The sequence below is a fragment of the Ensifer adhaerens genome (genome assembly GCF_028993555.1).
GTDB lineage: Bacteria > Pseudomonadota > Alphaproteobacteria > Rhizobiales > Rhizobiaceae > Ensifer > Ensifer adhaerens_I.
Genome location: NZ_CP118610.1, coordinates 411823 through 437479 on the forward strand (window position 1 = coordinate 411823; position 25657 = coordinate 437479).

Here is a 25657-nt window from a genome sequence, read left to right on the forward strand (position 1 = left end):
TTGCTTGCCCTTGCGGGCCCGCTTGGCTATTGATGCCGGAACCGCAGCTTTTGCCTTGGGGATACCGAACATCATGAAATCGCTGGAACTGCTCGTCGAGCGGATCATCCTCTCCAGCCGCTGGCTTCTCGTCATTTTCTATCTCGGTCTTGTCGCGGCACTTGCGCTCTACGGCGTCTCCTTCGTCTACAAATTCCTGAAAATCGCCGACATGGTCTTTGTCTATGACGATGCCCAGATGATCCTGGCGATGCTCGGACTGATCGACGCGGCCCTGGTTGCGAGCCTGATCGTCATGGTGATGATTTCCGGCTACGAGAATTTCGTCAGCCGCTTCGACGAGGGCGATGCCGAGGTGTCGTTCCTCGGCAAGCTCGATGCCGGCAGCCTGAAGATCAAGGTTGCCTCTTCGATCGTGGCGATCTCTTCGATACATCTGCTGCAGATCTTCCTGAACACGCAGCAATATTCGAGCGAACAGTTGATGTGGGCGACGATCATGCATCTTGCCTTCGTCGTCTCAGCCGTGCTGCTCGGCTATCTCGAACAGATCATGAATGCGCTGAAGAAGAAGTGACGTTGGCGCCGTGGCTTGAGGCGAAGCCGCGGCTTGTCTTGATCGGAAAACGGGGCAGCCGCAAATGAAGACTGACGTAGTGGTTCTTGGCGCCGGCATCGTCGGCATCTCCACCGCCATCCATCTGGCGCGGCGCGGCAAGTCTGTGGTGCTGCTCGACCGTCGTGGTGCCGGCGAAGAAACCTCTTACGGCAATGCGGGCCTGATCCAGCGCGAAGGCGTGTTCCCCTATGGCTTCCCGCACGACTTCGGCGCGCTCTTCCGTTCCGCGCTGAACAACACCATCGACGCCCACTACCATTTCCGCGCCCTGCCGGGCCTGGTGCCGTTCCTGGCGCGCTATTGGTGGCATTCGGGCTTTACCCAGCACCAGCGCATCGCCCATCTCTATGCGCCGCTGATCGAGCATTCGATCGGCGAACACCAGGATCTGATCGAGGCGTCAGGTGCCGGCGAACTCATCCGTAAAGACGGCTGGATGAAGGTGTTCCGCACCGAGAAACAGCGGGATGCCGCCTACAAGGAAGCGGAAAAGCTTTCGGCCGGCTTCGGCGTCAATCACCAGAAGCTCTCGACGAGCGAGTTGAAGACGATTGAACCGTCCATCAGGGCCGACCTCGTCGGCGGCCTGCGCTGGAGCGACCCCTGGTCGATCCGCGACCCGCACAGCCTCAACAAGGCCTATCTCGCCTATTTTCAATCGCTCGGCGGACGCTTGGTGTCTGGCGACGCAGCCACGACCGAACATGTGCTCGAAGGCCCCGGCTGGCGCATTGCGACGCCGGAGGGCCCGCTCGAGACCCGCGAAGTTGTCGTGGCGCTCGGTCCCTGGGCCGACACGGTTACCCGCAAGCTCGGCTATCATTTCCCGCTCGCAGTCAAGCGCGGCTACCACATGCACTATGGCATGCAGGACGGCGCACAACTCAACAACTGGGTGCTCGACGCCGAGCGGGGCTATTTCCTGGCACCGATGCTGCGCGGTGTGCGGCTCACGACCGGCGCCGAATTTGCCTGGCGCGACGCGCCGAAGACGCCCGTGCAATTGACGCGCGCCGAACGGGTGGCGCGCGAGTTCTTCCCGCTTGCCGAACGCCGCGACGAAGAGCCGTGGATGGGGGCGCGCCCCTGCACGCCGGACATGATGCCCGTGATCGGCAAGGCGCCGCGCCACGAGGGCTTGTGGTTTGCCTTCGGCCATGCGCATCACGGCATGACGCTTGGGCCCGTGACCGGCCGGGCACTGGCGGAAGCGATGACCGGAGAAAAGACGGTCATCGATATCGCGCCCTACCGGCCGGAACGTTTCCTGGCTTAGCGGTCCCTGCTTCGCAGCAGTCTCAGACGAACTGGGCCGAAGCAATGCTTCCGGCCTTGTTCATGTCTGGAGCGGTTCAGGCGTTGGTGCCGCCATCGATGGTGAATTCGGCGCCGGTGACACTGCGCCCGTCGGGGCCTGCGAGCCAGGCGACGACGCCTGCCACATCGCTTGCCTCGTTGAAGCGGGGGATGGCCATCAGCCCGCGCTGGGGGCCGGCGTGATCGCCATCGGCAGGGTTCATGTCCGTATCCGTCGAGCCGGGATGGACGACGTTGACTGTAATCCCTCTCGGTCCAAGGTCGCGCGCCACCGCCTTGGTAAATCCGATAAGTGCGCTCTTGCTTAGCACATAGAGGCTCATGCCTGGCCAGGGAACGCGGGCGGCTAGGTTGCTGCCGATCGAGATGACGCGTCCGCCCTCGGGCATATGGGCGGCTGCAGCGCGCGTTGCGAGAAACACCGCCTTCACATTGACGTCGATGGTCCGGTCGAAATCCTCCGCCGTTACCTCCGTCACCGTTCCGGCATCAAACACGCCGGCATTGTTGACGAGGATGTCGATGCGGCCGTGTTTCTCGGCAACGGCGCCGACAGCGGCCTCGACCGCGGCCGGATCGCGGTTGTCCGCCTGGATTGCCAGCGCGCTGCCGCCACCCTTGATGATCTCAGCCACCAGTGCCTCGGCCTTCGCCTTGGACTGGCTGTAGGTCACAGCGACAGTTGCGCCTTCCGCCGCCAGCCGCCTTGCGATCGCCGCGCCGATGCCGCGGCTGCCGCCAGTTACCAGGGCCACCTTGTTTTTCAAACTCGTCACTGGTTTCTCCATATTTGTAGTGATCGATACATATATGGAGAGACGACTTGCCATCCTCTGTCAAGCGATTTATGTATTGATCGATACAGAAAGGAATTGACCCTGATGTCGAGCCGCGGCCGGCCACGCAATTTTTCCCGAGAGCAGGCGCTCGCCAGCGCCATGCAGCTCTTCTGGGACAAGGGCTACGACAACACGTCGCTTACCGATCTGACCCAGGCGATGGGGCTGAAACCGCCGAGCCTCTACGCCGCCTTCGGCAGTAAGGCGCAGCTCTTCATCGAGGCGGTCGATCTCTATGGCCGGACGGACGGCGCCGGCATCTGGGATGAGTTGGAAACGGCCCCGACCGCCAAGGCGGCGGTCCATGACCTGCTGCGACGGACAGCCGACAATTTCACCCGCAGCGGCGAGCCGCGCGGCTGCATGGTCGTGCTTTCGGCGCCGCAGATGGCGGGAGGAGACGCGGAGGTCTGTGATGCGCTGAAGCTGCGCCGGCTTGAGAAGCAGGTCGCACTGGAGCGTCGGTTCGAGCGCAGCGTTGCGGACGGCGACTTGCCGGAAGGCACCCCGTGCGCGGCGATTGCGGCCTATGTTGCCTCGCTCCAGCATGGAATGTCGATCGAAGCTCGCGACGGCGCGACGCGAGAAACCTTGCTGGCGATCGCCGACTGCGCCGCCGCAGGCTGGGATGCCATGGTCGCGGCGTCGCTCAAGCCGATTTGAGGGCTGCCGGATCCCTGGCTGCCCATTTCCATGAAATGGCCGGAGAGAGCCCTCCAGCCATCGGTGTCGGTCAGCCGTCATTGTGCCGGCTGCGTCATGCTGGGCGTCGTGCCCGGCGTAGAGTTCGGGGTCGAGCCCTGCGTTTCGGGTGCTTGCTGCGGCGTTGCTTCGGGTGCCGGCTGGGTCGCCGTTCCGCTAGAAGGTGCCGTGCTGTTATCGGCCGGAGGCGTCGTCTGGCCCGCCGTGCCCGGTGTTGCGGTACCGGGTGCCGTCGCGTCCGGCGTCGACTGGCCCGTTGCCGGCTGGTCGGTTGTCGGCGGCGGCGCTGCCGTATTGGCCGTATCACGGCTCAGCTCAGCCGGTAGCCAGGCGATCAGTGCCAACACCAGACCGGCGAGCAGGATGATGATGATCGGCCAGTTGCTGCGCCCAGAACGGGCCGGAGGCACATCGCTCATCTGCGCCTGCGGCATAGGCTGCCCTGTCACCGGGTCGATCACCGGCTTGTCCTTGAACTCTTCGTGCTGGTTCATTGCGTTCATCCTTTTCTTGGCGTCCTCCTGGCCTCGGGCGACTGCGCCTGAACCTTCCCGGGCAGTCGTAGGCAGCGGATTTCGCGCCGTCGCGAAGCGACAAGGGCGCCCGGAGGGCGCGTGGCATAACCATAAACGCGTGAAAATTTGCAATGTTCCGGGCACTACAACCCAAGGGACGTTTGCGGGCTGTCGTCGGCTTTACAGTCACTGCTTCGACTGCAAGAAATAGAACGCTCAGTGAGGGTGAGGTGGCATGACCGATACGGCATTCAGCAAGGGCACTTTCGTCGGCCGCGTCTGGCGTCCGGATCTCGGCGGGCCGTCGCTTGTCACGATCCGTGACGGCGCGCTCTTCGACATCACCTCGAAAACGACGCCGACGATGCGCGACTTGCTTGAGCTTCCCGATCCGGTTGCACATGTGCGCTCCGCGTCCGGCGAGCAGCTCGTGTCGCTTGAAGAGTGTCTCGCACGGAAAGCGGATACAACCCGCCTCCATCTCATCGCGCCTGCTGACCTTCAGGCTGTGAAAGCCTGCGGAGTCACCTTCGCGCGTTCGATGATCGAGCGCGTCATCGAGGAGCGAGCGGCGGGCGATGCGTCCCGCGCCGAGGCGATCCGCGCACGCGTCACCGCCGTCATTGGTGACAGCCTGCGCAACCTGAAGCCAGGTTCGCCGGAAGCGGCCCGCGTCAAGGCCGCGCTCCAGGAAGAGGGCGTCTGGTCGCAATATCTGGAGGTGGGCATCGGCCCGGATGCCGAAGTCTTCACCAAGGCCCAGGTGCTCTCGTCGGTCGGCCCTGGCGCCGATGTCGGCCTGCACCCCGCCTCGCGCTGGAACAACCCGGAGCCGGAGATCGTGCTCGCGGTCTCTTCCAGCGGTCAGGTCAAGGGCGCAACGCTTGGCAACGACGTCAACCTCCGCGACATCGAGGGCCGCTCCGCGCTGCTGCTCGGCAAGGCCAAGGACAACAATGCCTCCTGCGCCATCGGCCCGTTCATTCGCCTCTTCGACGAAACCTACACGATCGACGATGTCCGCAAGGCCGAGCTCACATTGTTCGTCGAAGGCGAGGACGGCTACCGGCTCACCGGCCGAAGCTCGATGGCGGAAATCAGCCGCGACCCGATCGATCTCGTCGCCCAGACCATCGGTCCGCACCACCAGTATCCCGATGGTCTGATGCTGTTCATGGGTACGCTCTTCGCCCCTGTCGAAGACCGTGACGACCCCGGACAGGGTTTCACCCACAGGCTCGGCGACGTGGTGACAATCGCCAACGCCGAACTCGGACGGCTGACCAACACCGTCCGGCTTTCGACGCAATGCCCGCCCTGGAACTTCGGCGCGGCAGCGCTGATGCGCAACCTTGCGGGCAGGCGGCTGCTCTAGCGCCACCAGCCGCTTCCTCGGCCCGGCCGTTCCGGAAGCAGGCTCCTATGTCATCTTCCGCATGATCCAGAGCGTGCGGCCAGGGTGGGCAATGTCGGGCACGACTTGAAGGCGCGCATCGTCCTTCAGGCGCTCCGCTTCGATGGCGTCGAGAAACAGGACCTCTTGATCGGTCTCGTTCGCGTTCGGCGTAATCCACCACCGCCGATCCTCGCAGCAGAGGCCGGCCTCCGGGTTTTCCTGGATATATTCGATCGCATATTCGGCGTCCGTCTTTCTGCCGGCATCGAACATGGGCCGTCCTCCGCTTGTGATCGCTTGCACGCGGGCGATTATGCGCCCGCTGCGGAGCTTTGTGCAGCCTGGAAGTGCTTTCCCACCGCTCGTCTTTACAATTCCCCGGCGCGTCAACGTCGGCCTTTTCATCCGGCCGGCAGGTGCATAGGCTTGCGAGCCTGAGTTGTCCTTGTGTCCTTGGAGTTCCCGTCCCATGCGTGACCTGCACCTGCCCGGCCGCTCCGTCGTCATGGGGCGGCACGGCGCCGCCGCCACATCGCACGCCCTGGCGACGCTCGCTGCCATCGAGATCCTGCGCCGCGGCGGCAATGCCGCTGACGCCGCGATTGCAGCCTGCGCGGTGCAATGTGTTGTGGAGCCGGGCTCGACCGGCATCGGCGGCGACAATTTCGTTCTCTTCGCCCCTGCCGGTACCAATCTCGCTCAAGGCGATCGGGTTTATGGCCTCAACGGTTCGGGCCGTGCGCCTGAGGGACTGACTGCCGAATACCTGCTGAAGCAGGGATTGAACGAGATTCCGCTCACCTCGGTGCATGCCGTCACTATTCCCGGCGCGGTCGATGCCTGGAGCAAGCTGAACCAGCGTTTCGGCTCCATGCCGCTCGGCGATCTGCTGCAGCCTGCCATTCGCCACGCGGAGGAGGGATTTGCGGTCACCGAACGGGTTGCCGTCGATTGGGGCCGCAACGAAGACAAGCTGAAGGCGGATGCCAACAGTGCGCGCATGTGGCTGAAGGACGGCCGTGCTCCTCGGGCTGGTGAAGTCTTCCTCCAGCCGGAGCACGCGCAGGTTCTACGCGAGATCGCTACCAAGGGCCGTGATGGTTTCTATTCAGGCTGGGTCGCCGAGGACATGGTGACTTACCTGCGCAGCCTCGGCGGCACGCACGCGCTCGACGATTTCGCCACGCAGGAGGCCTTTTGGGTTGACCCGATCTCCACCACCTATCGCGGCATCGAGCTTCTGGAGATTCCGCCAAGCGGCGTCGGCATCACCACCTTGCTGATGCTCAACATCCTCATCGGCTTCGATCTGGGCAGATACGATCCGGTCGGCGTTGAGCGCTTCCATATCGAAGCCGAAGCCACGAGGTTGGCCTTCCAGGCGCGCGATCGCTATGTCGCTGATCCCGATTTTGCCGAGGTACCGGTCCAAAAGCTGCTTTCGCCTGCCTTTGCAGACGAGTTGCGCAGTCGCATCGACCTGAAGAAGGCCATGCCGGTGGTTGGTCCAGCCGGTGCCAGCACCTATCGCGACACGGTTTACATCAGTGTGGTCGACGAAAAGGGCAATGTCTGTTCCTTCATCAATTCGCTGTTCTGGTCGTACGGTACCGGTATCAGCAGCCCGAAGGCCGGCGTTCTGCTGCACAACCGCGGCGTCGGCTTTCGCGTCGATCCCGCGCACCCCAATTGCGTGGGGCCGCGCAAACGCCCGCTGCACACGATCATTCCGGCGATGGCGATGAAGGAAGGCAGGCCGTGGCTCTCCTTCGGGGTGATGGGCGGTGGCTTCCAGCCGGTCGGGCAGAGCCACGTGCTGACCAACATCGTCGATTTCGGCATGAACGTGCAGGAAGCGATCGACTGCGCCCGCGGTTTCCACCAGATGGGCCGTTTCGAGGCGGAACGTGGCATTCGCGAGGATGTGCTGAGAGGGCTCTCGTCGCTTGGTCACGAGATCAATATGGCCGAGATGCCACATGGCGGCGGCCAGGCGATCCTGATCGATTCAGTCAACGGGGTGCTGCAGGCGGGCTCGGATCCGCGCAAGGACGGTTGCGCCCTGGCTTTCTAGGCTTTGCAGCCATCCGTTCGGTAGATCGCGCGCGACAAGGCGCGTATTGGCGGCCAAGGGAAGGCCTTCACCAAAATCTGAGCGCCACCGTTCTCGACTGCCTCCACGGTGCCATGGGCTCCAGCAGAAAACGTTCGGATCCGGTATCGATCTCGCGGCTTGCCCAAGGCGAAGAACGCGATGTGGTCCTTCACTTTGAGATGTTCAACGACGAAGCCGCGAGCAAGAGCCCCCGAGTTCGAGGTCTTAAGCGTCCAGAACGGCAAATCGCAACTCACACCCCCTATCGGAACAACGACAGCACATTGGCGGCGTTGGTGTTCGCGATCTGCAGGGACTGTATTGCCAGCTGTTCCTGTGCTTGAGCCGCTTTCAGGCGAGCCGACGCTTCGTTCATGTCTGCGTCGACGAGGCGCCCGACCCCCTTGTCGATGCTCTCCATCAGAGTACTGGTGAAGTTGGACTGCAGTTCGATGCGCATTTGCAGTGAGCCAAGAAGGCTCGCGCTCGAGATCGCGCCCTTCAGCATGTATTCGATACCTTCGATGTACTCGCCGACAGTAAAGTCCGTGCCCGTCACATCAATCTCGGCCAGGTCGAAGTCGAGCGTCCAGCGCGGCGTCGAGCGCACGTTTTCGACGGTAACTCTTGCAGCGCGATTTCCCGCCTCCGGGTAGATGGCCTGATCCGCTGAGAAGGTGAGTGTGGTACCGGATGCGGTCACCGCCAGGCCGCTGCCGGCGGAAGCGAATTCGATGACCGTCGCCAGGTCGGCCGCGTTGCCGACCGTGCCGTCACTTGTACCAAGTGCGGCATCCACCGTTGCGCGGTCTATGGTGTAGGTCTGCAATGTGCCTGGGCCAACCTGGACGTCAAAGTAGATCGCGGCGGTCGGAGAGACCGTAAACGGTTTGGTGAAGCCTATACTCGCCTGGGGATACATATTGTCGTGGTTGTTTATCGGCGCGTTCTCCAGGCCCAACGCAAAGCCTGCGGGACGAACGCCGTTGAAGTCGGACACCACATTGGAAATATCGATGCTGGAGCCTGGTTCCCCGGACGTTTCAAGCGATCCGATTTCGAATTGATTTGATGAGGATGACCCGCTGAACAATGTTTCATATGCGGTTGCGGGAACTGCGTTGTCCTGAAAGACGCGCTGCAGGACAGCACGCATTTGGGACGCCGTATTGATCTTGCCATCGGTCGTGCCGAGCGCGGCGTCGATAACCGCCTTGTCGATCCGCAAGCCGGTAAAAACCACGCCGGCGGAATGTGTACCCGCATCGACTGTAAGGTCGAACTCGATGTAGTCCGTTGATCCGAATGTCGCCGGACCCGTGAAGGCATGGTTCTCGTGACCCTGATGGGCAACCGAGTTGATCCCCGCCCGCCGGAAGCCGCCAATGTCACCCACGCCGCCGATTTCCTTCTGCAGGATGCCGCCGCCTCCCGCATTGAGCATGCTCGTCAGTTTGAGATTGAGGTCCGTCGTGTTCAGTTCGATGGATCCATCCGCTGCCCTGACGAAAGACGAGACCAGGGACGTGCTCAGTTCGGCGGTCTGCATGAGATGGGTCGCGGCGTCTGTACGCAGCCAGTTCACGCCGTTGAAGCTGGACGAGGCAATGACGCTCTCCGCCTGAGCGTTGAGTTGGTCGAGCTCCTTCTGGATCTTGGCTTTGTCGACGCCCGGTTCCGCTGCAGCGACCAGTCTTGCCTTGAACGCAGTTAGGATTTCGACGATGGAGTCTGTCCCCTCATAGGCGACGCCCACCTTCGCTGTCCCCAGGCCGAGTGCATCGGCAACGGCCGAGATAGCCTTCCGATCGGAGCGCATCGTCGTGGCGATAGACCAGTATGCAGCGTTGTCGGCCGCGGTTTGGATGCGGAGGCCGGAACTCACTTCACCATGAGTGGTAGCAAGGGTTGCAGCGGTATCTCTTAAAATATGGACGGCAGACATCGCTGCCGCGTTCGTATGAATGCTGGACATAATGAAGCCGTCGATTGGGAAAATGGCGCCCTTCATGGGCGAGTCGATGGCTGCACTCAACCACAAATTTGGTTAACGAGCTACTAATTTCGCAAGCGTGCCCGCACCATACTCTACCCAGAGATGCATCAATTCCCAACGTGAATAACTCGCTCATCTCTTCTCACCCAAGACAATCCGCGGCGTCGAGAAGCGCAGCCATTGTTTGGTTCGGTAAGCGCCTTTCCGTCCCCTCCGCGGTTGCCTGAAGGTCGATCACTGGATCCGGCTCGGTCTTGGAGGCGGTGGTCAGCGACATCATTTTGCCGATTGATCTTGAGGAAGTGTCGTTTTCCGCGGCACTTGCGCGCTTCCCCGAGTAGCTCCACGCTTCAGCTACTTCGGAGGAGATTGCCGCAGCCTGACGGATCGCTTGCTTGGCGCCCGGTCGATTCGTCGCGATATCCACGGCTGCTTCCCGCTTGGCTTTGTGGCGTACGAGCAGCCTGACGAATTCCATGAGACGGTCGGGTATAGCGCATCCTCAATGGATTGAGGCTGCAGTGGCGTGCAACATGTTGCATCGCATGTCGCGGAGCTGCCGAGTGTCACAGCAAATCGTTGAAAAACAAGGGTAGCCAGTTGCTGCATGCTCTCGCGGATTCGCGAGCGGCGCAATGTCTAGTGCTTTGATTTATCGAGAGGAATGGTTGGCTGGGGAACCTGGATTCGAACCAGGACTAACGGAGTCAGAGTCCGCTGGTCTACCGTTAACCTATTCCCCAAGGTCGCTGTCGGGCGCTGCCCGTCGCGTCGGTGTGGCGGGCTTATAAACAAAAGCGCGGCCAATGCAAATACCTTTTGGGAAAAAAATGCGATCTCGATGTGGCGGGCGGACTTTTGCACCGATTGGCCGGTGGCGATGACGTCTGATGGGACCCAGCATTTGTGGCTGAGCGGCGGCGATGAGCGCAATTGCAAGGGGCGCTGAGCGACGTCGTCGTCCGCACTACTGGCGGCATCCGGTCTTAACCCTTGGCGGCGCAGTCAAAAACAGTTTGGCGAACGGGGCTTGCGCTGGTACAGTCGCGCCAACGAAAAATCGAGAGAGCGCCTTGAGCGGCCCCAGGGCTTGCGCGGCGCCATGGTTGAGACAAGTGAAAGACCCCGATCACGGCGAAAAGCCGTCCGAATCCGGGGCGTCGGCAGCAGGCCGCAGCTATGGATCGAAGCTCGGTCCGCGCAACGGCAAGGGCAAGCGGAAACGACGCAAGTCGTCTGCTTCGCCGTCTGCAATTGCCAGCCAATCCGGCAGTGCCGGTGTGGCAGGGCGTCCCGCAGGAGAGAACGAGGCGGAACCGGCGCGCAAGCGCAAACGGCGTCGTCGTTCGAAATCCGCAAAACAACAGGCCGTAGTCGCGTCCGCTCCTCAAGGTAGCAACGCGCAACTCGTCGAGCCGTCTCTCGGCGAGCGCAAGGGCCACAAGCGCAGCAAGAAGGCGCGGCATCGCCGTGGGTTGCAGGGGCGCCCGCTGACAAGCGGCGAGCGCCAGCCCACGCAGCAAAGGGCTGCCGATGGCGGCAATGCGCGATCAGGATCCTCCGCCTCCAACGGACAGACGGCCGCACAGCAGCGGTCCGGCCAGCGCGGCGAACAACCGCGCTCGCCCTACGTTGCTGCCAGCGAGCCACCGGCGCCGCTCTATGCCGCGCTCGACCTCGGTACCAACAATTGCCGGCTGTTGATCGCCCAGCCGACGCGCCCGGGCCAATTCCGGGTGGTCGACGCCTTTTCGCGTATCGTTCGCCTGGGCGAGGGGCTCGGCGCCAGCGGCCGGCTGTCGGACGAGGCGATGGAACGCGCGGTCGAAGCGTTGAAGATTTGCGCCTCGAAGCTTGGTGCCCGCGCGATTCGCCGCAGTCGCTTGATTGCGACGGAAGCCGCGCGCGCTGCCGAAAACGGCGAAAGCTTCCTTGAGCGGGTGGCACGGGAAACCGGCCTTGATCTCGAGATCATCAACCGCGAAACGGAAGCACGGCTTGCCGTTTCCGGCTGCTCGTCGCTCGTTGATCGCGAGACCCGTTCGGTCGTGCTCTTCGATATCGGCGGCGGCTCGTCGGAGATCGCCGTCATCCGCATCGGCGACAGCAGGTCGAACCGACTCGCCAACCACATCACCCACTGGACGTCGCTGCCAGTTGGGGTCGTCACGCTTTCGGAGCGGCATGGTGGTCAGCATGTGACGCCGGCGAGCTTCGAGGCGATGGTCAACGAGGTGGAGGGCATGCTCGCCCGCTTCGACAGCCCACCGGTCGAGGCGCTGGCAAATGGCGCTTCCGGCAGCGGCTTCCATCTGATCGGGACCTCCGGTACGGTCACGACGCTTGCCGGCGTGCATCTCGACCTGCCGCGTTATGATCGCCGCCGCGTCGATGGGTTGTGGCTCACCGACGACGAAGTCTCGGCCATGCAGGCGCGCCTGCTCTCCTGGGATTTCAATGCGCGCGCCGCCAATCCCTGCATCGGTCCGGATCGTGCCGACCTGGTGCTGGCCGGCTGCGCGATCCTCGAGGCGATCCGCCGCCGCTGGCCGTCGACGCGCATGCGTGTTGCCGATCGCGGCCTGCGCGAAGGGCTGCTCACCGACATGATGGCGGACGACGGAGCCTGGCGCCGCTCGCGGCCGCGCCGTCACCAGCGCGGCGCCAATGCCGGCAGCCAGGAAGGAAACAAGGCATGACGAAACCCCCTGTTGGCGGCAATCGCAGCGGCCGCAAGCTTGGCCAGAAGGTCAAGAAGGGCAAGCTCAAGGCATCTTCCCGCCGCTGGCTGGAGCGCCACATCAACGATCCCTATGTGCAGCGCGCGCAGCTTGAGGGCTATCGCGCCCGCGCTGCGTTCAAGCTGCTGGAGATCGACGAGAAGCACAAGATCCTGAACGGCGCGCGCCGCATCATCGACCTCGGTGCTGCCCCCGGAAGCTGGTCGCAGATCGCCGCCAAGGTCACCAATTCGACCGATGCCGATCCGCGCGTCGCCGCGATCGATTTCCTCGAAGTGGACCCGATCCCGGGCGTGCATATCCTGCAGATGGATTTCCTTGATCCTGAAGCGCCGGCCAAGCTCAAGGAAGCGATCGGCGGAACGCCGGATCTGGTGATCTCCGACATGGCGGCGCCGACCACCGGCCACCGCCAGACCGACCACCTGCGCACCATGCATTTGTGCGAGGTTGCCGCCTATTTCGCGATCGACGTGCTTGCTGAGGGCGGGCACTTCCTGGCGAAGACCTTCCAGGGCGGCACGGAGCGCGAGCTGCTCAACATGCTCAAGCAGAACTTCCGCCAGGTGATCCATGTGAAGCCGGCCTCGTCGCGCGCCGAATCGGTCGAGATGTTCCTGCTCGCCAAGGGTTTCAAGGGACGCCAGAAGGCCGGCAGCGAGACGGAAACCGAAGACGAGGCGGCCGAGTAGCATGCTGCTCTACGTGACCGTCGGCACCAACGATCTTGAGCGCGCCGGTGCATTCTATGATGCGGTGTTGCCGGCGCTCGGCTACCACCGCCAGCGGCAGGATGAAACCGAGATCGGCTATGGCGCTGCGGGCGAGCGCATCCGCTTCTGGGTGGTGACGCCCTTCAACCGCACGCCCGCGACCTATGGCAACGGCGTGAGCATCGCGCTGGACGCCAAGACGCGCGCGGCCGTCGATGCCTTCCACGCGGCAGCCCTTGCCAATGGTGGCGCCGACGAGGGCGCGCCGGGGCTGCGTCCGTTCCACGCGAATTTCTACGGCACATGGGTGCGCGATCTCGACGGCAACAAGATCGCTGCCGTCTGCGAGCGCCCGGAATAACGCGCGCTGTTGGCGCCGCTCCTTCGGATCGAACGTTGCCGCGTGTTTCCCTGAATATCCTTACTTGCCCGCCGCCGACTCGATTTCGCGCGCCGGCAGCCGGTGCCCCGAGACCGAAGCGCCGGCGTTCTTCGCCATGGTGAGGAACGGGATCGCCGCGATCAGGTTGGCGGCGGCGATAATCATGAAGGCGGTGTGGAAATCATCGAGCTGGAGCGGTCCGCCGCTGAGCTTGGTCTCGATTTCGAGGATCGCACCGGCAACGGCAACGCCGAGCGCCAGGCTGATCTGCTGCAGCACAGCACTCATCGAGGTCGCCTTGCTGGCATCCGCATCGTCGATATCGGCGAAGGAAAGCGCATTGACGCTGGTGAAGAAGAACGAGCGGGCGAAACCGGCGATCAGCAGAATCGTGATGAGAACCAGGTAGGGCGTCTCCGGCGTGAAGAAGCCGTTGGCGAAGGTGGTGATCGCGGCGAGGATTGCGGCGAGGATCAGTGTCGTGCGGAAGCCGGCGAAGGCGAGCACGCGCCGCGCGTAGAACTTTGTGGTGATGGCGCCGACCGCGCCGATAAAGGTGATGAGGCCCGATTGGAACGGATTGAGCCCGAAGCCGACCTGCAGCATCAGGGGCATCAGGAAGGGCACAGCGCCGACCGAGATACGAAAGATCGTGCCGCCGATCGAGGCGGCGCGAAAGGCGCTGTCCTTGAAGAGATCGAGATCGAGGACCGGCGCCGGATGGCGGCGGGCATGACGGATGTAGAGCAGGGTCGCGACCACGCCGATGAGAACGGAAGCGATACCGACAGCAGGCGGCAGTGCCGGCAGGCTGATCACCGACAGGCCGAAGACGATACCCGAAGCGGCGATGCCGCCGAGCACGAAGCCGATGACGTCCACGGGCGGCGGGTCACGCGTTTCCATGTGCGGCAGGTAGATGCCCGAAAGGATATAACCGGCGATCCCGACGGGTACGTTGATCAGGAAGATCCAGTGCCAGGAGAAATAGGTGGTGATGAAGCCGCCGAGCGGCGGGCCGGCCAGCGGCCCGACAAGTGCGGGGATCGTCAGAAGCGCCATCGCCGAGACGAGTTCGCTGCGCGGCGTGCCGCGTACCAGCACGAGGCGGGCGACCGGCGTCATCATCGCCCCACCCATGCCCTGCAGGAAGCGCGAAAAGACGAAGGCCGGCAGGCTGTTGGAGATCGCGCAGAAGATGGATCCGGCGATGAAGACCAGGATCGCCGCACGGAAGATCTTCTTGGCGCCGAAACGGTCCGCCATCCAGCCGCTCAAGGGTATGAAAATCGCCAGCGCCACCATGTAGGCCGTCAGCGCCAGCTTCAGTGTGATCGGCCCGACGCCGATGTCGCGGGCGATCGCCGGCAGCGACGTGGAAATGACGGTCGAATCCATCTGCTCCATGAAGAGAGCGACGGCGAGGATCATCGGGACGATACGGTTCATGAAACGGCGCTTCGGAGACGGTCTGCAATAAGCAGAAGCTAATAATGCTGGTGATGGCTTTTGTCGGGGCGAAACCGGTGATTGCGGATCAAAAGCGTGTGATCCCGGCTGGCCTTTGCTGTCAAGACGCTAGTTCTGGCCCAGTTGTCCTCAGCGGCAACGGATCCAACAGGGCAAAAGGGATTGGACCATGAGTGAATTTTCGATGAAGCGCCGGACATTGATGGGAGCGGGCGCGTTTGGGGTGCTCGCGGCGCCGTCGCTGCTGACGGGCGTTGCGGCGGCCCAGGAGAAAATGGAAAACACGGACATGAAAAGCGCTCCTCCGATCCGATCGTTCAAGCTCGGCGCCTTCAAGGTCGTCGTCGTCAATGACGGCACGCGCGTCACCGAGAAACCGCACGAGATCTATGGCACCAACCAGTCACAGCAGGCGGTGGCGGAGCTGCTGCAACAGAACTTTCTGCCGACGGAGGCATTGGTCAACAGTTTCTCGCCGGTTCTCGTCGATACCGGAACGGAGGTCGTGCTCTTTGATACCGGTATGGGGGAGGGCGGTCGCGAAGCTGGTCTCGGCCGCCTCGCCGATGGCATCCGTGCTGCCGGCTATGTGCCGGAGCAGCTGTCGGTCGTGGTGGTGACCCATATGCATGGCGATCACATCGGCGGCCTCATGGAGACCGGCAAGCCGGCATTTGCCAATGCCCGCTACGTGATGGGCGAAACTGAGTATGCCTTCTGGAAGGACCCGGCACGGGCCGGCACGCCAGCGGAAAACGGGCACAAGGCGGTGCTGGAGAAGGTGGTGCCGCTGGCGGAAAAGACGACCTTCATCGGTGACGGCGCCGCGGTCGTGCCGGGCATCTCGGCGGTTGCCGCCTTTGGCCATTCACCCGGTCACAGGGTGTTCCGCCTCGATTCCGACGGCCGGGGCATGATGCTGACGGCCGATACCGCCAACCACTACGTGCTGTCGCTGCAGCGCCCCGATTGGGAGGTGCGCTTCGACATGGACAAGGCAAAGGCGGCGGAGACTCGTCGCCGGGTTTTCGACATGATCGCCAGCGAGCGGCTGCCCTTCATCGGCTACCACATGCCCTTCCCCGCGGTCGGCTTCGTCGAGAAACAGGGCGAGGGCTACCGCTTCGTGCCCGTCAGCTATCAACTCGATATCTGATTGCTATCCACGGGTACGGCGGCCGCATGGCGCGAGAATGCTGCTCTGCAACAAATATCGGCCGAAGGCGCGACATTTCCCGGCTTTGGCTATTTTCATCCTGACATATCCGTGTTACGAGCCCTCGCCAACTTCCAAGACACGCTTTGAAGTCGCCCGGTGGACAAAACGCAGCCCGTCCCCGGGGGTTTTCGCTATTTGAAGGGAATTGGCCATGGCGCGCATCATCGAAACGGCAACTGGTCTGGAGGCTTTGACCTTCGACGACGTCCTGCTCCTGCCCGGACATTCCGAAGTCATGCCGGGTCAGACCAACATCGCGACCACCATCGCCCAGGACATCGACCTCAACCTGCCGATCCTGTCCTCCGCGATGGACACGGTGACCGAAGGACGCCTCGCAATCGCCATGGCGCAGGCCGGCGGCATCGGCGTCATCCACCGCAACCTGACGCCGGCCGAACAGGCCGAAGAGGTCCGCCAGGTCAAGAAGTTCGAAAGCGGCATGGTCATCAATCCGGTGACCATCGGCCCCGACGCCAAGCTCGCCGATGCGCTGGGCCTGATGAAGCAGCACGGCATCTCCGGCATCCCGGTCGTTGAAAACGGCGGTGCCGGCGGCCAGAAGCAGGGCCGTCTCGTCGGCATCCTCACCAACCGCGACGTCCGCTTCGCTTCGGATCCGAACCAGAAGATCCATGAGCTCATGACCCATGAGAACTTGGTCACGGTCAAGGAAAGCGTCGACCAGCAGGAAGCCAAGCGGCTCCTGCATGCGCACCGCATCGAGAAGCTCCTGGTTGTCGACGGCGACGGCCGCTGCGTCGGTCTGATCACTGTCAAGGACATCGAGAAGGCTCAACTCAACCCGAACGCCTCCAAGGACGCGCAAGGCCGTCTTCGCGCCGCTGCCGCCATCTCGGTTGGCGATGACGGCTTCGAGCGTGCCGAGCGGCTGATCGATGCCGGCGTCGACCTGATCGTTGTCGACACCGCCCACGGCCACTCGCAGCGCGTGCTCGATGCCGTCGCTCGCGTCAAGAAGCTCTCGAACTCGGTCCGCATCATGGCCGGCAATGTGGCCACCGCCGCTGGCACCAAGGCGCTCATCGATGCCGGTGCGGATGCGGTCAAGGTCGGTATCGGCCCGGGCTCGATCTGCACCACGCGCATCGTCGCCGGTGTCGGCGTTCCGCAGCTGGCCGCGATCATGAGCGCGGTGGAAGCCGCCCAGGCTGCCGGCATTCCCGTCATCGCCGATGGCGGCATCAAGTTCTCCGGCGACCTCGCCAAGGCGATTGCTGCCGGCGCTTCCGCCGTCATGATTGGCTCTCTGCTTGCCGGCACCGATGAAAGCCCGGGCGAAGTGTTCCTCTACCAGGGCCGTTCCTTCAAGGCCTATCGCGGCATGGGCTCCGTCGGCGCCATGGCGCGCGGCTCGGCAGACCGCTACTTCCAGGCGGAAGTGCGCGACACGCTGAAGCTGGTTCCCGAGGGCATCGAAGGTCAGGTTCCCTACAAGGGTCCGGTTGCAGGCGTGCTGCACCAGCTCGCCGGCGGTCTCAAGGCCTCCATGGGCTATGTCGGCGGCCCGACGATCAAGGAATACCAGGAGCGCGCCCAGTTCGTGCGCATCTCCGGCGCCGGCTTGCGCGAAAGCCACGCCCATGACGTGACGATCACCCGCGAAAGCCCGAACTATCCGGGCGCGCACTGATCATGCATGCATTCGGAGGGCGCCGCGTCACCGCGGCGCCCTCCATCTTTTCAAATTAAGTATTTTTTAAGCAAGCGTATTTCCGGGAGCAGGGCATGACGGGTTTCGAGATCTTCTGGCCGATCGTGGCGCACGTCCTTCTCGTCTTCTGCCTCTACGCTCTCCTATCCTTCCGCCGAATGAGCCTGGTGCGCGCCGGCAAGGCGAATTCGGCTCAGTTTCGCGAGAATCGCGACGAGCCGAGCGAAAGCCTGGTGGTGAAAAACAGCATCGCCAACCAGTTCGAACTGCCTGTTCTCTTCTATGTCTGCTGCGTGCTGCTCTACATCACCGAGGCCGACAACATCGTCTCTGTCGTCCTTGCCTGGCTCTTTGTCGTTCTGCGCTATGTGCACGCCTTCGTGCATGTGACCAGCAACCGGATCCGTTACCGTCGTCCGCTGTTCATGGGCAGTGTCGCGACGCTTTTTGCGATGTGGGTGTGGCTTGCCGTCTGGATGGCGATGAGCTGATTAGAAGTTCCGACTTCTACGATCTGGCGCAGATCTGAGACAGTTTGCGACGTTATCTTCGCGCCTTGATGTGTATCAAGTACGCATCACGGCTTCTGCGTGTAGTCTGTTCGTCGTTGGCGTGACATCGCCGACCTTGACGACAACGCATCGGAGGACGAGATGACCGCAACGATGAAAGCCGCCGTGGTGCGCGAATTCGGCAAGCCGCTGGTAATCGAGCATGTGCCGATACCGGAGCCGGGCCCCGGTCAGGTGCTGATCAAATACGAGGCGACCGGCGTCTGCCACACGGACCTGCATGCCGCCAACGGCGATTGGCCGGTAAAGCCAAAGCCGCCCTTCATTCCCGGACACGAAGGCGTCGGTTATGTCGCCAAGCTCGGCAGCGGCGTCGCACGGTTGAAGGAAGGCGACCGCGTCGGCGTGCCGTGGCTGCACACGGCCTGCGGCGGCTGCACGCCCTGCCGCACCGGCTGGGAAACGCTCTGCGGCAGCCAGCAGAACACCGGCTATTCCGTCAACGGCACCTTTGCCCAATATGGCCTTGCCGATCCGGACTTCGTCGGGCGCCTGCCGGCAAAACTCGAATTCGGAGCGGCCGCGCCAATCCTCTGCGCCGGCGTTACGGTCTATAAGGGTCTCAAGGAAACCGAGGTGCGTCCCGGCGAATGGGCGTTGATCTCCGGCATTGGCGGGCTCGGCCATATGGCGGTGCAATACGCCAAGGCGATGGGCATGCATGTTGCCGCGGTCGATATCTTTCCGGACAAGCTGGAACTTGCCAGGAAGCTCGGTGCCGACCTCGTGGTGAATGCGCGTGACAAGGACGCGGTCGAGCAGGTACAGAAGGCGACCGGCGGTGTGCATGGCGCACTGGTGACGGCGGTCGCACCCAAGGCGATGGAGCAGGCGTTCAACATGCTGCGCTCCAAGGGAACCATGGCGCTTGTCGGCCTGCCGCCCGGGCAGATGTGCGTGCCGATCTTCGATACGGTGCTGAAGCGCATCACCATCCGCGGTTCGATCGTCGGCACGCGCCAGGATCTGGAGGAGTCGCTGGAGTTTGCCGGCGAGGGCAAGGTCGCCTCGCACTTCACCTGGGACAAGATCGAGAACATCAACGCCATCTTCAAGCGCATGGAGGAAGGCAAGATCGACGGCCGGATCGTGCTCGACCTCAACGGTTGAAGCCGTTCACGGCCAGTAACAGAAGATTGTCTGTTCGATACCGCCCGCCGACTTATTCTGTTGCGGGCGGTTCTGTCTGCCGCCGCGGGAGAGCGAAACCGAAGGAGGCCGACATGCAGCAACCGACAATTACGCAGGCGATGATCGACGCCTATGACGAATACACGCACCTGACCCTCGATCGCCGTCGCTTCATGGAAAAACTTACCGGACTGGCTGGTTCCGCGGCCGCGGCCGCGGCGATCGCGCCGCTGCTTGCGGCCAACGGCGCCAAGGCGGAGATCGTTGCCGCAACCGACGCCCGGGTCGTGGGCGAGGACATTTCCTACCCCGGTGCGGACGGCGACATGAAAGGCTATCTCGTTCGGCCTGCGCAGATGAGCGGCAAGCTGCCCGCTGTCATCGTTATCCACGAGAACCGCGGACTCAACCCGCATATTCGCGACGTGGCACGGCGCATGGCGCTCGAAGGATTCCTGGCGCTGGCACCGGATTTCCTGTCGCCGTCGGGCGGAACACCCACCGACGAGGACAAGGCGCGCGAGATGATCGGCGCGCTCGACGCCGCGGCAACGACGGCGAATGCCGCAGCGACGGTGACGTTCCTCGAAGGACACCAGCAGTCGACCGGCAAGGTCGGTGCCATCGGCTTCTGCTGGGGCGGTGGGCTCGTCAATCGGCTCGCGGTCGGCTCACCGGATCTGAAGGCCGGTGTCGCCTATTATGGTGCGCAGCCAAAGGCGGAGGATGTGCCGAAGATCAAGGCGGCGCTGCTGCTGCACTATGCCGGGCTCGACGAGCGTATCAATGCCGGCATCGACGCCTATCAAAAGGCGCTCAAGGACAATGGCAAGGACGCGACGATCTATGTCTATGATGGTGTCAACCACGCCTTCAACAACGATACGTCGGCCGCCCGCTACGACAAGGCCGCAGCGGACCTTGCCTGGGGCCGGACGGTGGAGTTCCTGAAGGCCAAGCTCGCTTGAGCGCGTCTTAGCTCAGGCGGCAGCTGCCCGGATAATGTCGTCAGCGCAGGCGCGGATTGCCGTTGCGAGCGCTTCCATGTCGCGCTCGCGCGGACTGCTGCGCCGCCAGACGAGGCCGATCTCACGCGCCGGCTCGGGTGCAGCGAAGGGCACGATGCGGATCGAATTGCGCGCGGCCTCGGTCGCGATAGCGATCTCGGGGATCAGCGTCATGCCCATGCCGTTGGCGACCATCTGCAAGAGCGTCGTCATCGATGTGGCGCCGAAGCTGACGAGGCGCCGCTTGCCGGCCGTACTGCAGACGGCCAGCGCCTGGTCGCGCAGACAGTGACCCTCTTCGAGCAGCAGCAACTGCTCGACATCCACCTGATCCTCGGTCAGCGGCGACATCAGGATGTTTCGCTCGTCGTCCGCCATCGCCATGTAGAAACGGTCGGAGAAGAGCGGCTTCGTCGAAAGCCCCTCGGTTTCGATCGGCAGGGCGGCGACGACGGCGTCGAGCAGACCCTCTCCAAGATCCGCGACCAGTCGTGACGTTACTGATTCCTTCAGCTCAATTTCGATCGCCGGATAGACGCGCCGCAAATGCGGCACCAGTCGCGGCACGAGATAGGGCGCGAGCGTTGGAATGACGCCGATGCGGATCCGGCCCTCAAGCGTGCCGGAACTCGCGCGGGCGCTCTGCTCCAACTGGTCCACTTCGGCGAGGATGGCGCGGGTGCGGGCGAGCACCTCTTCGCCCTTGCGGGTGAGGAAAACGCCGCTGCGGCTGCGTTCCACCAGCTTCACGCCCAAGTGGCTTTCCATTTCCATGATCTGGGCCGAGAGCGCCGGCTGGCTGACATGGACCAGTTCGGCGGCCTTGCCGAAGTGGCGAGCGGAGGCAAGCGCCTCGAAATAGCGCATCTGTCGTAGTGTAATCATGATAGGAAAATCCTATCGATTTTTAATTTATATGCAATTGGAGATTATCGAAACCCTATGGGAAAACCGCCTTGCCAAAGCGTCCGGGCTTTGAGCGCCGCGCGAATTGCGGCTGGCAGCCGCCGCGGCTGCGATCGGGCAGCCTGTCCGATTTCCCGGGCGCGAAACCCTTTGACAGGAGGACGCGATGTCAGATCGCCCCATATTGACCACGAGTGCCGGAGCCCCGGTGCCCGACAACCAGAATTCCCTGACCGCCGGCCCACGCGGTGGCGTCATGATGCAGGACTACCAGCTTATCGAGAAGCTGTCGCATCAAAACCGCGAGCGCATCCCCGAGCGCGCCGTACACGCCAAAGGCTGGGGTGCCTATGGCACGCTGAAGATCACCGGCGATATCTCCAAGTACACCAAGGCCAAGGTGCTGCAGCCGGGCACTGAGACCCCGATGCTGGCGCGCTTCTCCACAGTTGCGGGCGAGCAGGGTGCTGCCGACGCCGAACGCGACGTGCGCGGCTTCGCGCTGAAGTTCTATACGCCTGAAGGCAACTGGGATCTGGTCGGCAACAACACGCCGATCTTCTTCGTCCGCGATGCGTATAAATTTCCGGACTTCATCCACACCCAGAAGCGCCATCCGAAGACCAACCTTCGTTCGGCGACTGCCATGTGGGATTTCTGGTCGCTTTCGCCGGAAAGCCTGCACCAGGTCACGATCCTGATGTCCGATCGTGGATGTCCGGTGTCGCCGCTGCACATGAACGGCTATGGTTCGCACACGTTCTCATTCTGGAACGACGCCGGCGAGCGCTACTGGGTCAAGTTCCATTTCAAGACCCAGCACGGCCACAAGTTCTATACCAATGCGGAAGCCGCCGAGGTGATCGGCCGGACGCGCGAAAGCTACCAGGAAGCGCTCTATGGCGCAGTCGAGAAAGGCAACTATCCGCGCTGGACGCTGCAGGTGCAGATCATGCCGGAACTCGATGCCGAGAAGACTGCCTACAATCCCTTCGACGTCACCAAGGTCTGGCCGCATGCGGACTATCCGCCGATCGAGGTCGGCGTGCTGGAACTCAACCGCAATCCCGAGAACTACTTCGCCGAGGTCGAGAACGCCGCCTTTTCGCCATCGAACATCGTGCCCGGCATCGGCTTCTCTCCGGACAAGATGCTGCAGGCGCGGCTCTTCTCCTATGCCGATGCCCACCGCTATCGGCTCGGCACGCACTACGAGCACATCCCGGTCAACCGGCCGAAATGCCCTGTTCATCACTATCACCGTGATGGCCAGATGAACACGTTCGGCGGTATCCAGACCGGCAATCCGGACGCCTACTACGAGCCGAACTCGTTCAACGGTCCCGTCGAGCAGCCATCCGCGATGGAGCCACCGCTTCGCATCAGTGGCGATATGGCACGCTACGATCACCGCGAAGGCAACGACGACTACAGCCAGCCGCGGGCCCTCTTCAACCTGTTCGATGCCGGTCAGAAGGCGCGCCTCTTCGCAAACATCGCCGCCGCGATGGGCGGCGTGCCGGGCTCGATCGTTGAGCGCCAGCTTGCGCATTTCAAGCTCGTCCATCCGGACTACGAAGCCGGCGTGCGAGCGGCGCTTCACGCAGCGCACGCCTATGAAGCAGAGGCGGTCGGCACCGCTGCCGAATAGGCGGTGCGCGCGCCGACTGCCGCATCAAACAAAAAGGCCACGCATCCGGTGATGCGTGGCATTTTTTTAGATCTCTACCGGCTCTTACCAGCCCGGCAGCATATGGCTCTGCCTGAGGCGCGGATAACGCGGGAAGCCCTTGATATCGGCTTCGAGATCGTCATTGGCGCTGATCGGAGTGATGTTGTCGAGGCAGGCGGTGATGTGGTTGCTGATCGCGTTGGAAAGCGAAGGCGACAGGCCCGGCCGCTTCATGATGCCGATCTGCACCGGGGCTAGCGCCGGGAAGCCATCGGCAAGCGTCAGCACCTTCATGCCGGGACGAAGCGCCGATTCCGGCAGCACCGAAACGGCCATGCCGGCAAGAACCGCGGCAGCGACAACCGTCGATGACCAGCTAGTGAACAGGATCTGGTATTCCCGCCCGGTCGCGTCGAGTGCCGCGCAGGCGGCCTGCCGCCACAGACAGTCGCGCCTTCCGACGGCAAGCGGGATCGGTGCATTTTCCGGCAGCGGGTGGTTGATCGAGCTCACCCAGCACAGCGGCTCCGTTCGCACCACGTCGGAAGCGCGGGCACGCGGATTGTGCGTGACGAGCGCGATGTCAAGGTCGCCCTTGGCCATCTTCTCGGCGAGGTCCACGGAGGGCTCGCAGACGATGTAAAGCTCGACATTCGGATGCGTCTTGGCGAAACGCATGATGATCTCGGGCATGTAGCGATCGGCGTAATCGTCGGGCGTGCCGATCCGGAGCGTGCCTTCGAGGCGATTGTCGTCGAAGGAAGCGATCGCCTCGTTGTTGAGGCGGATCATCCGGCGTGCGAAATTGAGCAGCCGGTCGCCCTCGACCGTCAGCCGATTGCCGCGGCCATCCTTCATGAACAGCGCCTTGCCGATGCGTTCTTCCAGGCGGCGCATCTGCATGGAAACGGCGGATTGAGTCTTGAAGACCCGGTCGGCCGCCTTGGTGAAGCTGCCCGTGTCGGCGATCGCGACAAAGGTCTGGAGCTGGTCGATATCGAGCGGTGCGGACATGGCCGTGGTGCATCCATAAAATTGTTTGATGAATATCATTAAAAACATTCGTTGGACTGATCAATAAGGATTTGCGATCTATCAGGGGCAAATTCATCGATCCCCGGCCGGCAATTTCGCCGGCGATTCCCAAACCTTTTGGCCCGCCCCTGCGTTTGACCTCCCCGCAGGGGATGGGCCTCTTCGTGCCTGAAAGGAGAATTGTCATGCGCACGACACAGCACGTCCTCGATCTCGACCTCGTTGCAGGAAAGCAGTCCTATGCCTCCCGCGCCGCCGGCGTGACAGGCATGCTGACGTCCGCATGGCGCATGCTCCTGAACCGATACGCGATCGGCCGTCTGAATGACCTGGATGACCGCCAGCTCCTCGATATGGGGCTGAAGCGAGAAGATGTGCGTGAGGCGATCACCTCGCCCTTCTTCGACAATCCGGCGAGCTATCTGACGCGCGCCTCGCGAAACCGGGCGAGCCTCTTCTACAAGGGGACCCGCCACGACTGACCCTTGACGAGTTGGAGCGGGATGAAAGCGGGGAACCGCACCCTCGGCCCGCTTCACGGCGCATCCCGCCGCTTAGGGTGTGCCAGTCGAGCATGATCCGCGAAAGCCAGCCGCCGCCGCGGATCATGCTGCGAAATTCAGAGTTCGGCGCTGCTGACCCTTAGAGGCCGCGCGTCCAAACGTTCCCCGCAGGGTAGAGCCAATAGACCCTGCCGCTTGGCCCGGTACATGACCAAGACATGTACCGGGCCTTTTTCTTTTGAGATTTGCTCAGGCAAGCGCGCACGCTCTCGGGCGCAGCAGGTTGCGCCGTCCAACGGAGGCATCGATAGGGAAGGGCGTTTCAGCTCTTGGTGCTGGGGCCGGTCTTGTAGATGTCGAACAGGGCCTCGACGTTCTTCTGATATTCCTTCTGCATCTCCAGCCCGGTGTCGAACATGCTGTTCATCACTTGGGAGAACTGGGCAAGAGCCGGATTGTCCGGTGCCGGCTTCTGCGAGCCGGTCGCGCCTGCCTGCATCATGTCCTGAAACGCCTTGACGAAGGGGTTGTCGGCAAAGACGTCGGCCGTCTTGGGCTTCTCTTCCTTCTTGGCCATGCCGAAGAAGCCCTGCATCGCCTGGGTGAACGGATTGTCGAAGGGGTTCGGTTGCGGCTCCGGCTTCTTGGCAAAGCCGGCCGCTTCCATCCACTGGCGCATGGCCGTGGCCATCGGGTTATTGGCGAATGCGTCGCTTGCGGCGGCGAATTGCCCCGTCGTCTGCTTGAACAGCCCGCCCATCAGCGTGTCGGCCATGACAGGCAGCATCTGCTTGTAGATCTCCTGGCTGATGCCAGTGACCTGGGCGGCCTGCGCGGCGATCGCGCGCGACATTTCCTTCGAGCCGAACAACTGCCCGAGAACGCCGTTGCCGTCGACCATGCCTTGCGGCGTGAAGGCCTGGCTCATGTCTTCGAAGTATTTGGCATAGTTGCCGCTGCCGAGCGCCGTGAGCAACGCGCCGAAGTCATACGGGTTGGCGGTGTTGCGCTTGAAGGCGGCCGAGAAGGCGGGCAGCAGGGCCGCCGTCGCCTTCGTCATCTGCTCCTGGGCGAGGCCGAATTGTTGAGCCATCAGTTCGATGGCCTTACCGTTCTGCGCCTGTGCGAACATGTCAAAAAGCGGTGCCATGC

The 25657-nt window shown here is 62.9% G+C and carries 24 protein-coding genes and 1 tRNA gene; 15 read left to right on the plus strand and 10 right to left on the minus strand.

Features of this window, described 5'->3' with window-relative positions; translation table 11 throughout:
- The first annotated feature begins 73 nt into the window (after window positions 1–73).
- Both PWG15_RS01920 and PWG15_RS01925 read left to right on the plus strand, forming a co-directional pair.
- Entirely contained in the window at window positions 74–577 is a 504-nt protein-coding gene (locus PWG15_RS01920) for a TIGR00645 family protein (protein WP_275022813.1), read from the plus strand.
- A gap of 64 nt (window positions 578–641) precedes the next feature.
- Window positions 642–1895 carry an NAD(P)/FAD-dependent oxidoreductase gene (locus PWG15_RS01925; RefSeq protein WP_275022814.1) on the plus strand — a complete coding sequence of 418 codons (1254 nt, stop codon included), beginning with the start codon at window positions 642–644 and terminating at the stop codon, window positions 1893–1895.
- A gap of 76 nt (window positions 1896–1971) precedes the next feature.
- On the opposite strand, the gene PWG15_RS01930 is transcribed toward PWG15_RS01925, so the two are convergent.
- Window positions 1972–2724 (minus strand): 3-oxoacyl-ACP reductase family protein, encoded by a 753-nt coding sequence (locus tag PWG15_RS01930; RefSeq protein ID WP_425536729.1) that lies wholly within the window; start codon window positions 2722–2724, stop codon window positions 1972–1974.
- A gap of 93 nt (window positions 2725–2817) precedes the next feature.
- On the opposite strand from PWG15_RS01930, the gene PWG15_RS01935 reads away from it, so the two are divergent.
- Complete coding sequence (locus tag PWG15_RS01935; RefSeq protein ID WP_275022816.1) at window positions 2818–3438, plus strand: TetR/AcrR family transcriptional regulator; 621 nt, start codon at window positions 2818–2820, stop codon at window positions 3436–3438.
- A 77-nt stretch (window positions 3439–3515) separates the two neighbouring features.
- Here the strand turns inward: PWG15_RS01935 and PWG15_RS01940 are convergent, their stop codons facing one another.
- The gene (locus tag PWG15_RS01940) at window positions 3516–3971 is read right to left on the minus strand and encodes a hypothetical protein (RefSeq protein WP_275022817.1); all 456 of its coding nucleotides are present in this window, start codon (window positions 3969–3971) and stop codon (window positions 3516–3518) included.
- A gap of 256 nt (window positions 3972–4227) precedes the next feature.
- Here PWG15_RS01940 and PWG15_RS01945 point away from each other — a divergent pair, with 256 nt between their 5' ends.
- On the plus strand, window positions 4228–5367 hold the full coding sequence (locus PWG15_RS01945; RefSeq protein ID WP_275022818.1) for a fumarylacetoacetate hydrolase family protein: 1140 nt from the start codon (window positions 4228–4230) through the stop codon (window positions 5365–5367).
- 45 nt (window positions 5368–5412) lie between these two features.
- Here the strand turns inward: PWG15_RS01945 and PWG15_RS01950 are convergent, their stop codons facing one another.
- Window positions 5413–5661: a hypothetical protein gene (locus PWG15_RS01950; RefSeq protein WP_275022819.1), complete on the minus strand. Its 249-nt coding sequence runs from the start codon at window positions 5659–5661 to the stop codon at window positions 5413–5415.
- 196 nt (window positions 5662–5857) lie between these two features.
- On the opposite strand from PWG15_RS01950, the gene ggt reads away from it, so the two are divergent.
- On the plus strand, window positions 5858–7462 hold the full coding sequence (gene ggt, locus PWG15_RS01955; protein ID WP_275022820.1) for a gamma-glutamyltransferase: 1605 nt from the start codon (window positions 5858–5860) through the stop codon (window positions 7460–7462).
- A gap of 283 nt (window positions 7463–7745) precedes the next feature.
- On the opposite strand, the gene PWG15_RS01960 is transcribed toward ggt, so the two are convergent.
- The 3 genes from PWG15_RS01960 to PWG15_RS01970 all read right to left on the minus strand — a co-directional run bounded on the left by PWG15_RS01960 (window position 7746) and on the right by PWG15_RS01970 (window position 10222).
- On the minus strand, window positions 7746–9494 hold the full coding sequence (locus tag PWG15_RS01960; protein ID WP_275022821.1) for a flagellin N-terminal helical domain-containing protein: 1749 nt from the start codon (window positions 9492–9494) through the stop codon (window positions 7746–7748).
- A 127-nt stretch (window positions 9495–9621) separates the two neighbouring features.
- A complete protein-coding gene (locus PWG15_RS01965; protein ID WP_275022822.1) occupies window positions 9622–9957 on the minus strand; it encodes a hypothetical protein in 336 nt (111 codons plus the stop codon).
- A gap of 191 nt (window positions 9958–10148) precedes the next feature.
- Window positions 10149–10222 (minus strand) — tRNA-Gln (locus PWG15_RS01970).
- Window positions 10223–10594: 372 nt separating this feature from the next.
- Between PWG15_RS01970 and PWG15_RS01975 the strand changes: the two genes are divergently transcribed.
- Genes PWG15_RS01975 through PWG15_RS01985 form a run of 3 tightly spaced genes read left to right on the plus strand, consistent with a single transcriptional unit; the run spans window position 10595 to window position 13294 of the window.
- Window positions 10595–12178 carry a Ppx/GppA phosphatase family protein gene (locus PWG15_RS01975; RefSeq protein ID WP_275022824.1) on the plus strand — a complete coding sequence of 528 codons (1584 nt, stop codon included), beginning with the start codon at window positions 10595–10597 and terminating at the stop codon, window positions 12176–12178.
- Complete coding sequence (locus PWG15_RS01980; protein ID WP_275022825.1) at window positions 12175–12912, plus strand: RlmE family RNA methyltransferase; 738 nt, start codon at window positions 12175–12177, stop codon at window positions 12910–12912. Before PWG15_RS01975 ends, PWG15_RS01980 begins: the two co-directional genes overlap by 4 nt.
- A 1-nt stretch (window position 12913) precedes the next feature.
- On the plus strand, window positions 12914–13294 hold the full coding sequence (locus tag PWG15_RS01985) for a VOC family protein (RefSeq protein ID WP_275022826.1): 381 nt from the start codon (window positions 12914–12916) through the stop codon (window positions 13292–13294).
- 60 nt (window positions 13295–13354) lie between these two features.
- Here the strand turns inward: PWG15_RS01985 and PWG15_RS01990 are convergent, their stop codons facing one another.
- Window positions 13355–14764, minus strand: a complete 1410-nt coding sequence (locus PWG15_RS01990; protein ID WP_275022827.1) for a DHA2 family efflux MFS transporter permease subunit — start codon at window positions 14762–14764, stop codon at window positions 13355–13357.
- Between the two features lie 190 nt (window positions 14765–14954).
- On the opposite strand from PWG15_RS01990, the gene PWG15_RS01995 reads away from it, so the two are divergent.
- The 5 genes from PWG15_RS01995 to PWG15_RS02015 all read left to right on the plus strand — a co-directional run bounded on the left by PWG15_RS01995 (window position 14955) and on the right by PWG15_RS02015 (window position 20350).
- The gene (locus tag PWG15_RS01995; RefSeq protein WP_275022828.1) at window positions 14955–15941 is read left to right on the plus strand and encodes an MBL fold metallo-hydrolase; all 987 of its coding nucleotides are present in this window, start codon (window positions 14955–14957) and stop codon (window positions 15939–15941) included.
- Window positions 15942–16155: 214 nt separating this feature from the next.
- On the plus strand, window positions 16156–17658 hold the full coding sequence (guaB, locus tag PWG15_RS02000) for an IMP dehydrogenase (protein ID WP_275022829.1): 1503 nt from the start codon (window positions 16156–16158) through the stop codon (window positions 17656–17658).
- Between the two features lie 95 nt (window positions 17659–17753).
- The gene (locus tag PWG15_RS02005) at window positions 17754–18170 is read left to right on the plus strand and encodes an MAPEG family protein (protein ID WP_275022830.1); all 417 of its coding nucleotides are present in this window, start codon (window positions 17754–17756) and stop codon (window positions 18168–18170) included.
- A gap of 162 nt (window positions 18171–18332) precedes the next feature.
- On the plus strand, window positions 18333–19361 hold the full coding sequence (adhP, locus tag PWG15_RS02010) for an alcohol dehydrogenase AdhP (RefSeq protein WP_275022831.1): 1029 nt from the start codon (window positions 18333–18335) through the stop codon (window positions 19359–19361).
- 113 nt (window positions 19362–19474) lie between these two features.
- Complete coding sequence (locus PWG15_RS02015; protein ID WP_275022832.1) at window positions 19475–20350, plus strand: dienelactone hydrolase family protein; 876 nt, start codon at window positions 19475–19477, stop codon at window positions 20348–20350.
- A 12-nt stretch (window positions 20351–20362) separates the two neighbouring features.
- Here PWG15_RS02015 and PWG15_RS02020 read toward each other — a convergent pair whose 3' ends face one another.
- The gene (locus PWG15_RS02020) at window positions 20363–21274 is read right to left on the minus strand and encodes a hydrogen peroxide-inducible genes activator (RefSeq protein ID WP_275022833.1); all 912 of its coding nucleotides are present in this window, start codon (window positions 21272–21274) and stop codon (window positions 20363–20365) included.
- A 187-nt stretch (window positions 21275–21461) separates the two neighbouring features.
- Here PWG15_RS02020 and katA point away from each other — a divergent pair, with 187 nt between their 5' ends.
- On the plus strand, window positions 21462–22946 hold the full coding sequence (gene katA, locus PWG15_RS02025; protein ID WP_275022834.1) for a catalase KatA: 1485 nt from the start codon (window positions 21462–21464) through the stop codon (window positions 22944–22946).
- A gap of 84 nt (window positions 22947–23030) precedes the next feature.
- Here the strand turns inward: katA and PWG15_RS02030 are convergent, their stop codons facing one another.
- Window positions 23031–23981, minus strand: a complete 951-nt coding sequence (locus PWG15_RS02030; protein ID WP_043618309.1) for a LysR substrate-binding domain-containing protein — start codon at window positions 23979–23981, stop codon at window positions 23031–23033.
- Between the two features lie 206 nt (window positions 23982–24187).
- On the opposite strand from PWG15_RS02030, the gene PWG15_RS02035 reads away from it, so the two are divergent.
- Window positions 24188–24484, plus strand: a complete 297-nt coding sequence (locus PWG15_RS02035; RefSeq protein ID WP_275022835.1) for a YjiS-like domain-containing protein — start codon at window positions 24188–24190, stop codon at window positions 24482–24484.
- Between the two features lie 343 nt (window positions 24485–24827).
- On the opposite strand, the gene PWG15_RS02040 is transcribed toward PWG15_RS02035, so the two are convergent.
- Window positions 24828–25655, minus strand: a complete 828-nt coding sequence (locus tag PWG15_RS02040; protein WP_275022836.1) for a DUF937 domain-containing protein — start codon at window positions 25653–25655, stop codon at window positions 24828–24830.
- Window positions 25656–25657 lie beyond the last annotated feature (2 nt).

Excerpts from the sequence above, each read along its gene's own strand:
- PWG15_RS01920 (WP_275022813.1), top strand. The coding sequence starts at position 74 with ATGAAATCGCTGGAACTGCTCGTCGAGCGGATCATCCTCTCCAGCCGC.
- PWG15_RS01925 (WP_275022814.1), top strand. The coding sequence starts at position 642 with ATGAAGACTGACGTAGTGGTTCTTGGCGCCGGCATCGTCGGCATCTCC.
- PWG15_RS01930 (WP_425536729.1), bottom strand. The coding sequence starts at position 2,724 with ATGGAGAAACCAGTGACGAGTTTGAAAAACAAGGTGGCCCTGGTAACT.
- PWG15_RS01935 (WP_275022816.1), top strand. The coding sequence starts at position 2,818 with ATGTCGAGCCGCGGCCGGCCACGCAATTTTTCCCGAGAGCAGGCGCTC.
- PWG15_RS01940 (WP_275022817.1), bottom strand. The coding sequence starts at position 3,971 with ATGAACCAGCACGAAGAGTTCAAGGACAAGCCGGTGATCGACCCGGTG.
- PWG15_RS01945 (WP_275022818.1), top strand. The coding sequence starts at position 4,228 with ATGACCGATACGGCATTCAGCAAGGGCACTTTCGTCGGCCGCGTCTGG.
- PWG15_RS01950 (WP_275022819.1), bottom strand. The coding sequence starts at position 5,661 with ATGTTCGATGCCGGCAGAAAGACGGACGCCGAATATGCGATCGAATAT.
- ggt (WP_275022820.1), top strand. The coding sequence starts at position 5,858 with ATGCGTGACCTGCACCTGCCCGGCCGCTCCGTCGTCATGGGGCGGCAC.
- PWG15_RS01960 (WP_275022821.1), bottom strand. The coding sequence starts at position 9,494 with ATGAAGGGCGCCATTTTCCCAATCGACGGCTTCATTATGTCCAGCATT.
- PWG15_RS01965 (WP_275022822.1), bottom strand. The coding sequence starts at position 9,957 with ATGGAATTCGTCAGGCTGCTCGTACGCCACAAAGCCAAGCGGGAAGCA.
- PWG15_RS01980 (WP_275022825.1), top strand. The coding sequence starts at position 12,175 with ATGACGAAACCCCCTGTTGGCGGCAATCGCAGCGGCCGCAAGCTTGGC.
- PWG15_RS01985 (WP_275022826.1), top strand. The coding sequence starts at position 12,914 with ATGCTGCTCTACGTGACCGTCGGCACCAACGATCTTGAGCGCGCCGGT.
- PWG15_RS01990 (WP_275022827.1), bottom strand. The coding sequence starts at position 14,764 with ATGAACCGTATCGTCCCGATGATCCTCGCCGTCGCTCTCTTCATGGAG.
- PWG15_RS01995 (WP_275022828.1), top strand. The coding sequence starts at position 14,955 with ATGAGTGAATTTTCGATGAAGCGCCGGACATTGATGGGAGCGGGCGCG.
- guaB (WP_275022829.1), top strand. The coding sequence starts at position 16,156 with ATGGCGCGCATCATCGAAACGGCAACTGGTCTGGAGGCTTTGACCTTC.
- PWG15_RS02005 (WP_275022830.1), top strand. The coding sequence starts at position 17,754 with ATGACGGGTTTCGAGATCTTCTGGCCGATCGTGGCGCACGTCCTTCTC.
- adhP (WP_275022831.1), top strand. The coding sequence starts at position 18,333 with ATGACCGCAACGATGAAAGCCGCCGTGGTGCGCGAATTCGGCAAGCCG.
- PWG15_RS02015 (WP_275022832.1), top strand. The coding sequence starts at position 19,475 with ATGCAGCAACCGACAATTACGCAGGCGATGATCGACGCCTATGACGAA.
- PWG15_RS02020 (WP_275022833.1), bottom strand. The coding sequence starts at position 21,274 with ATGATTACACTACGACAGATGCGCTATTTCGAGGCGCTTGCCTCCGCT.
- katA (WP_275022834.1), top strand. The coding sequence starts at position 21,462 with ATGTCAGATCGCCCCATATTGACCACGAGTGCCGGAGCCCCGGTGCCC.
- PWG15_RS02030 (WP_043618309.1), bottom strand. The coding sequence starts at position 23,981 with ATGTCCGCACCGCTCGATATCGACCAGCTCCAGACCTTTGTCGCGATC.
- PWG15_RS02035 (WP_275022835.1), top strand. The coding sequence starts at position 24,188 with ATGCGCACGACACAGCACGTCCTCGATCTCGACCTCGTTGCAGGAAAG.
- PWG15_RS02040 (WP_275022836.1), bottom strand. The coding sequence starts at position 25,655 with ATGGCACCGCTTTTTGACATGTTCGCACAGGCGCAGAACGGTAAGGCC.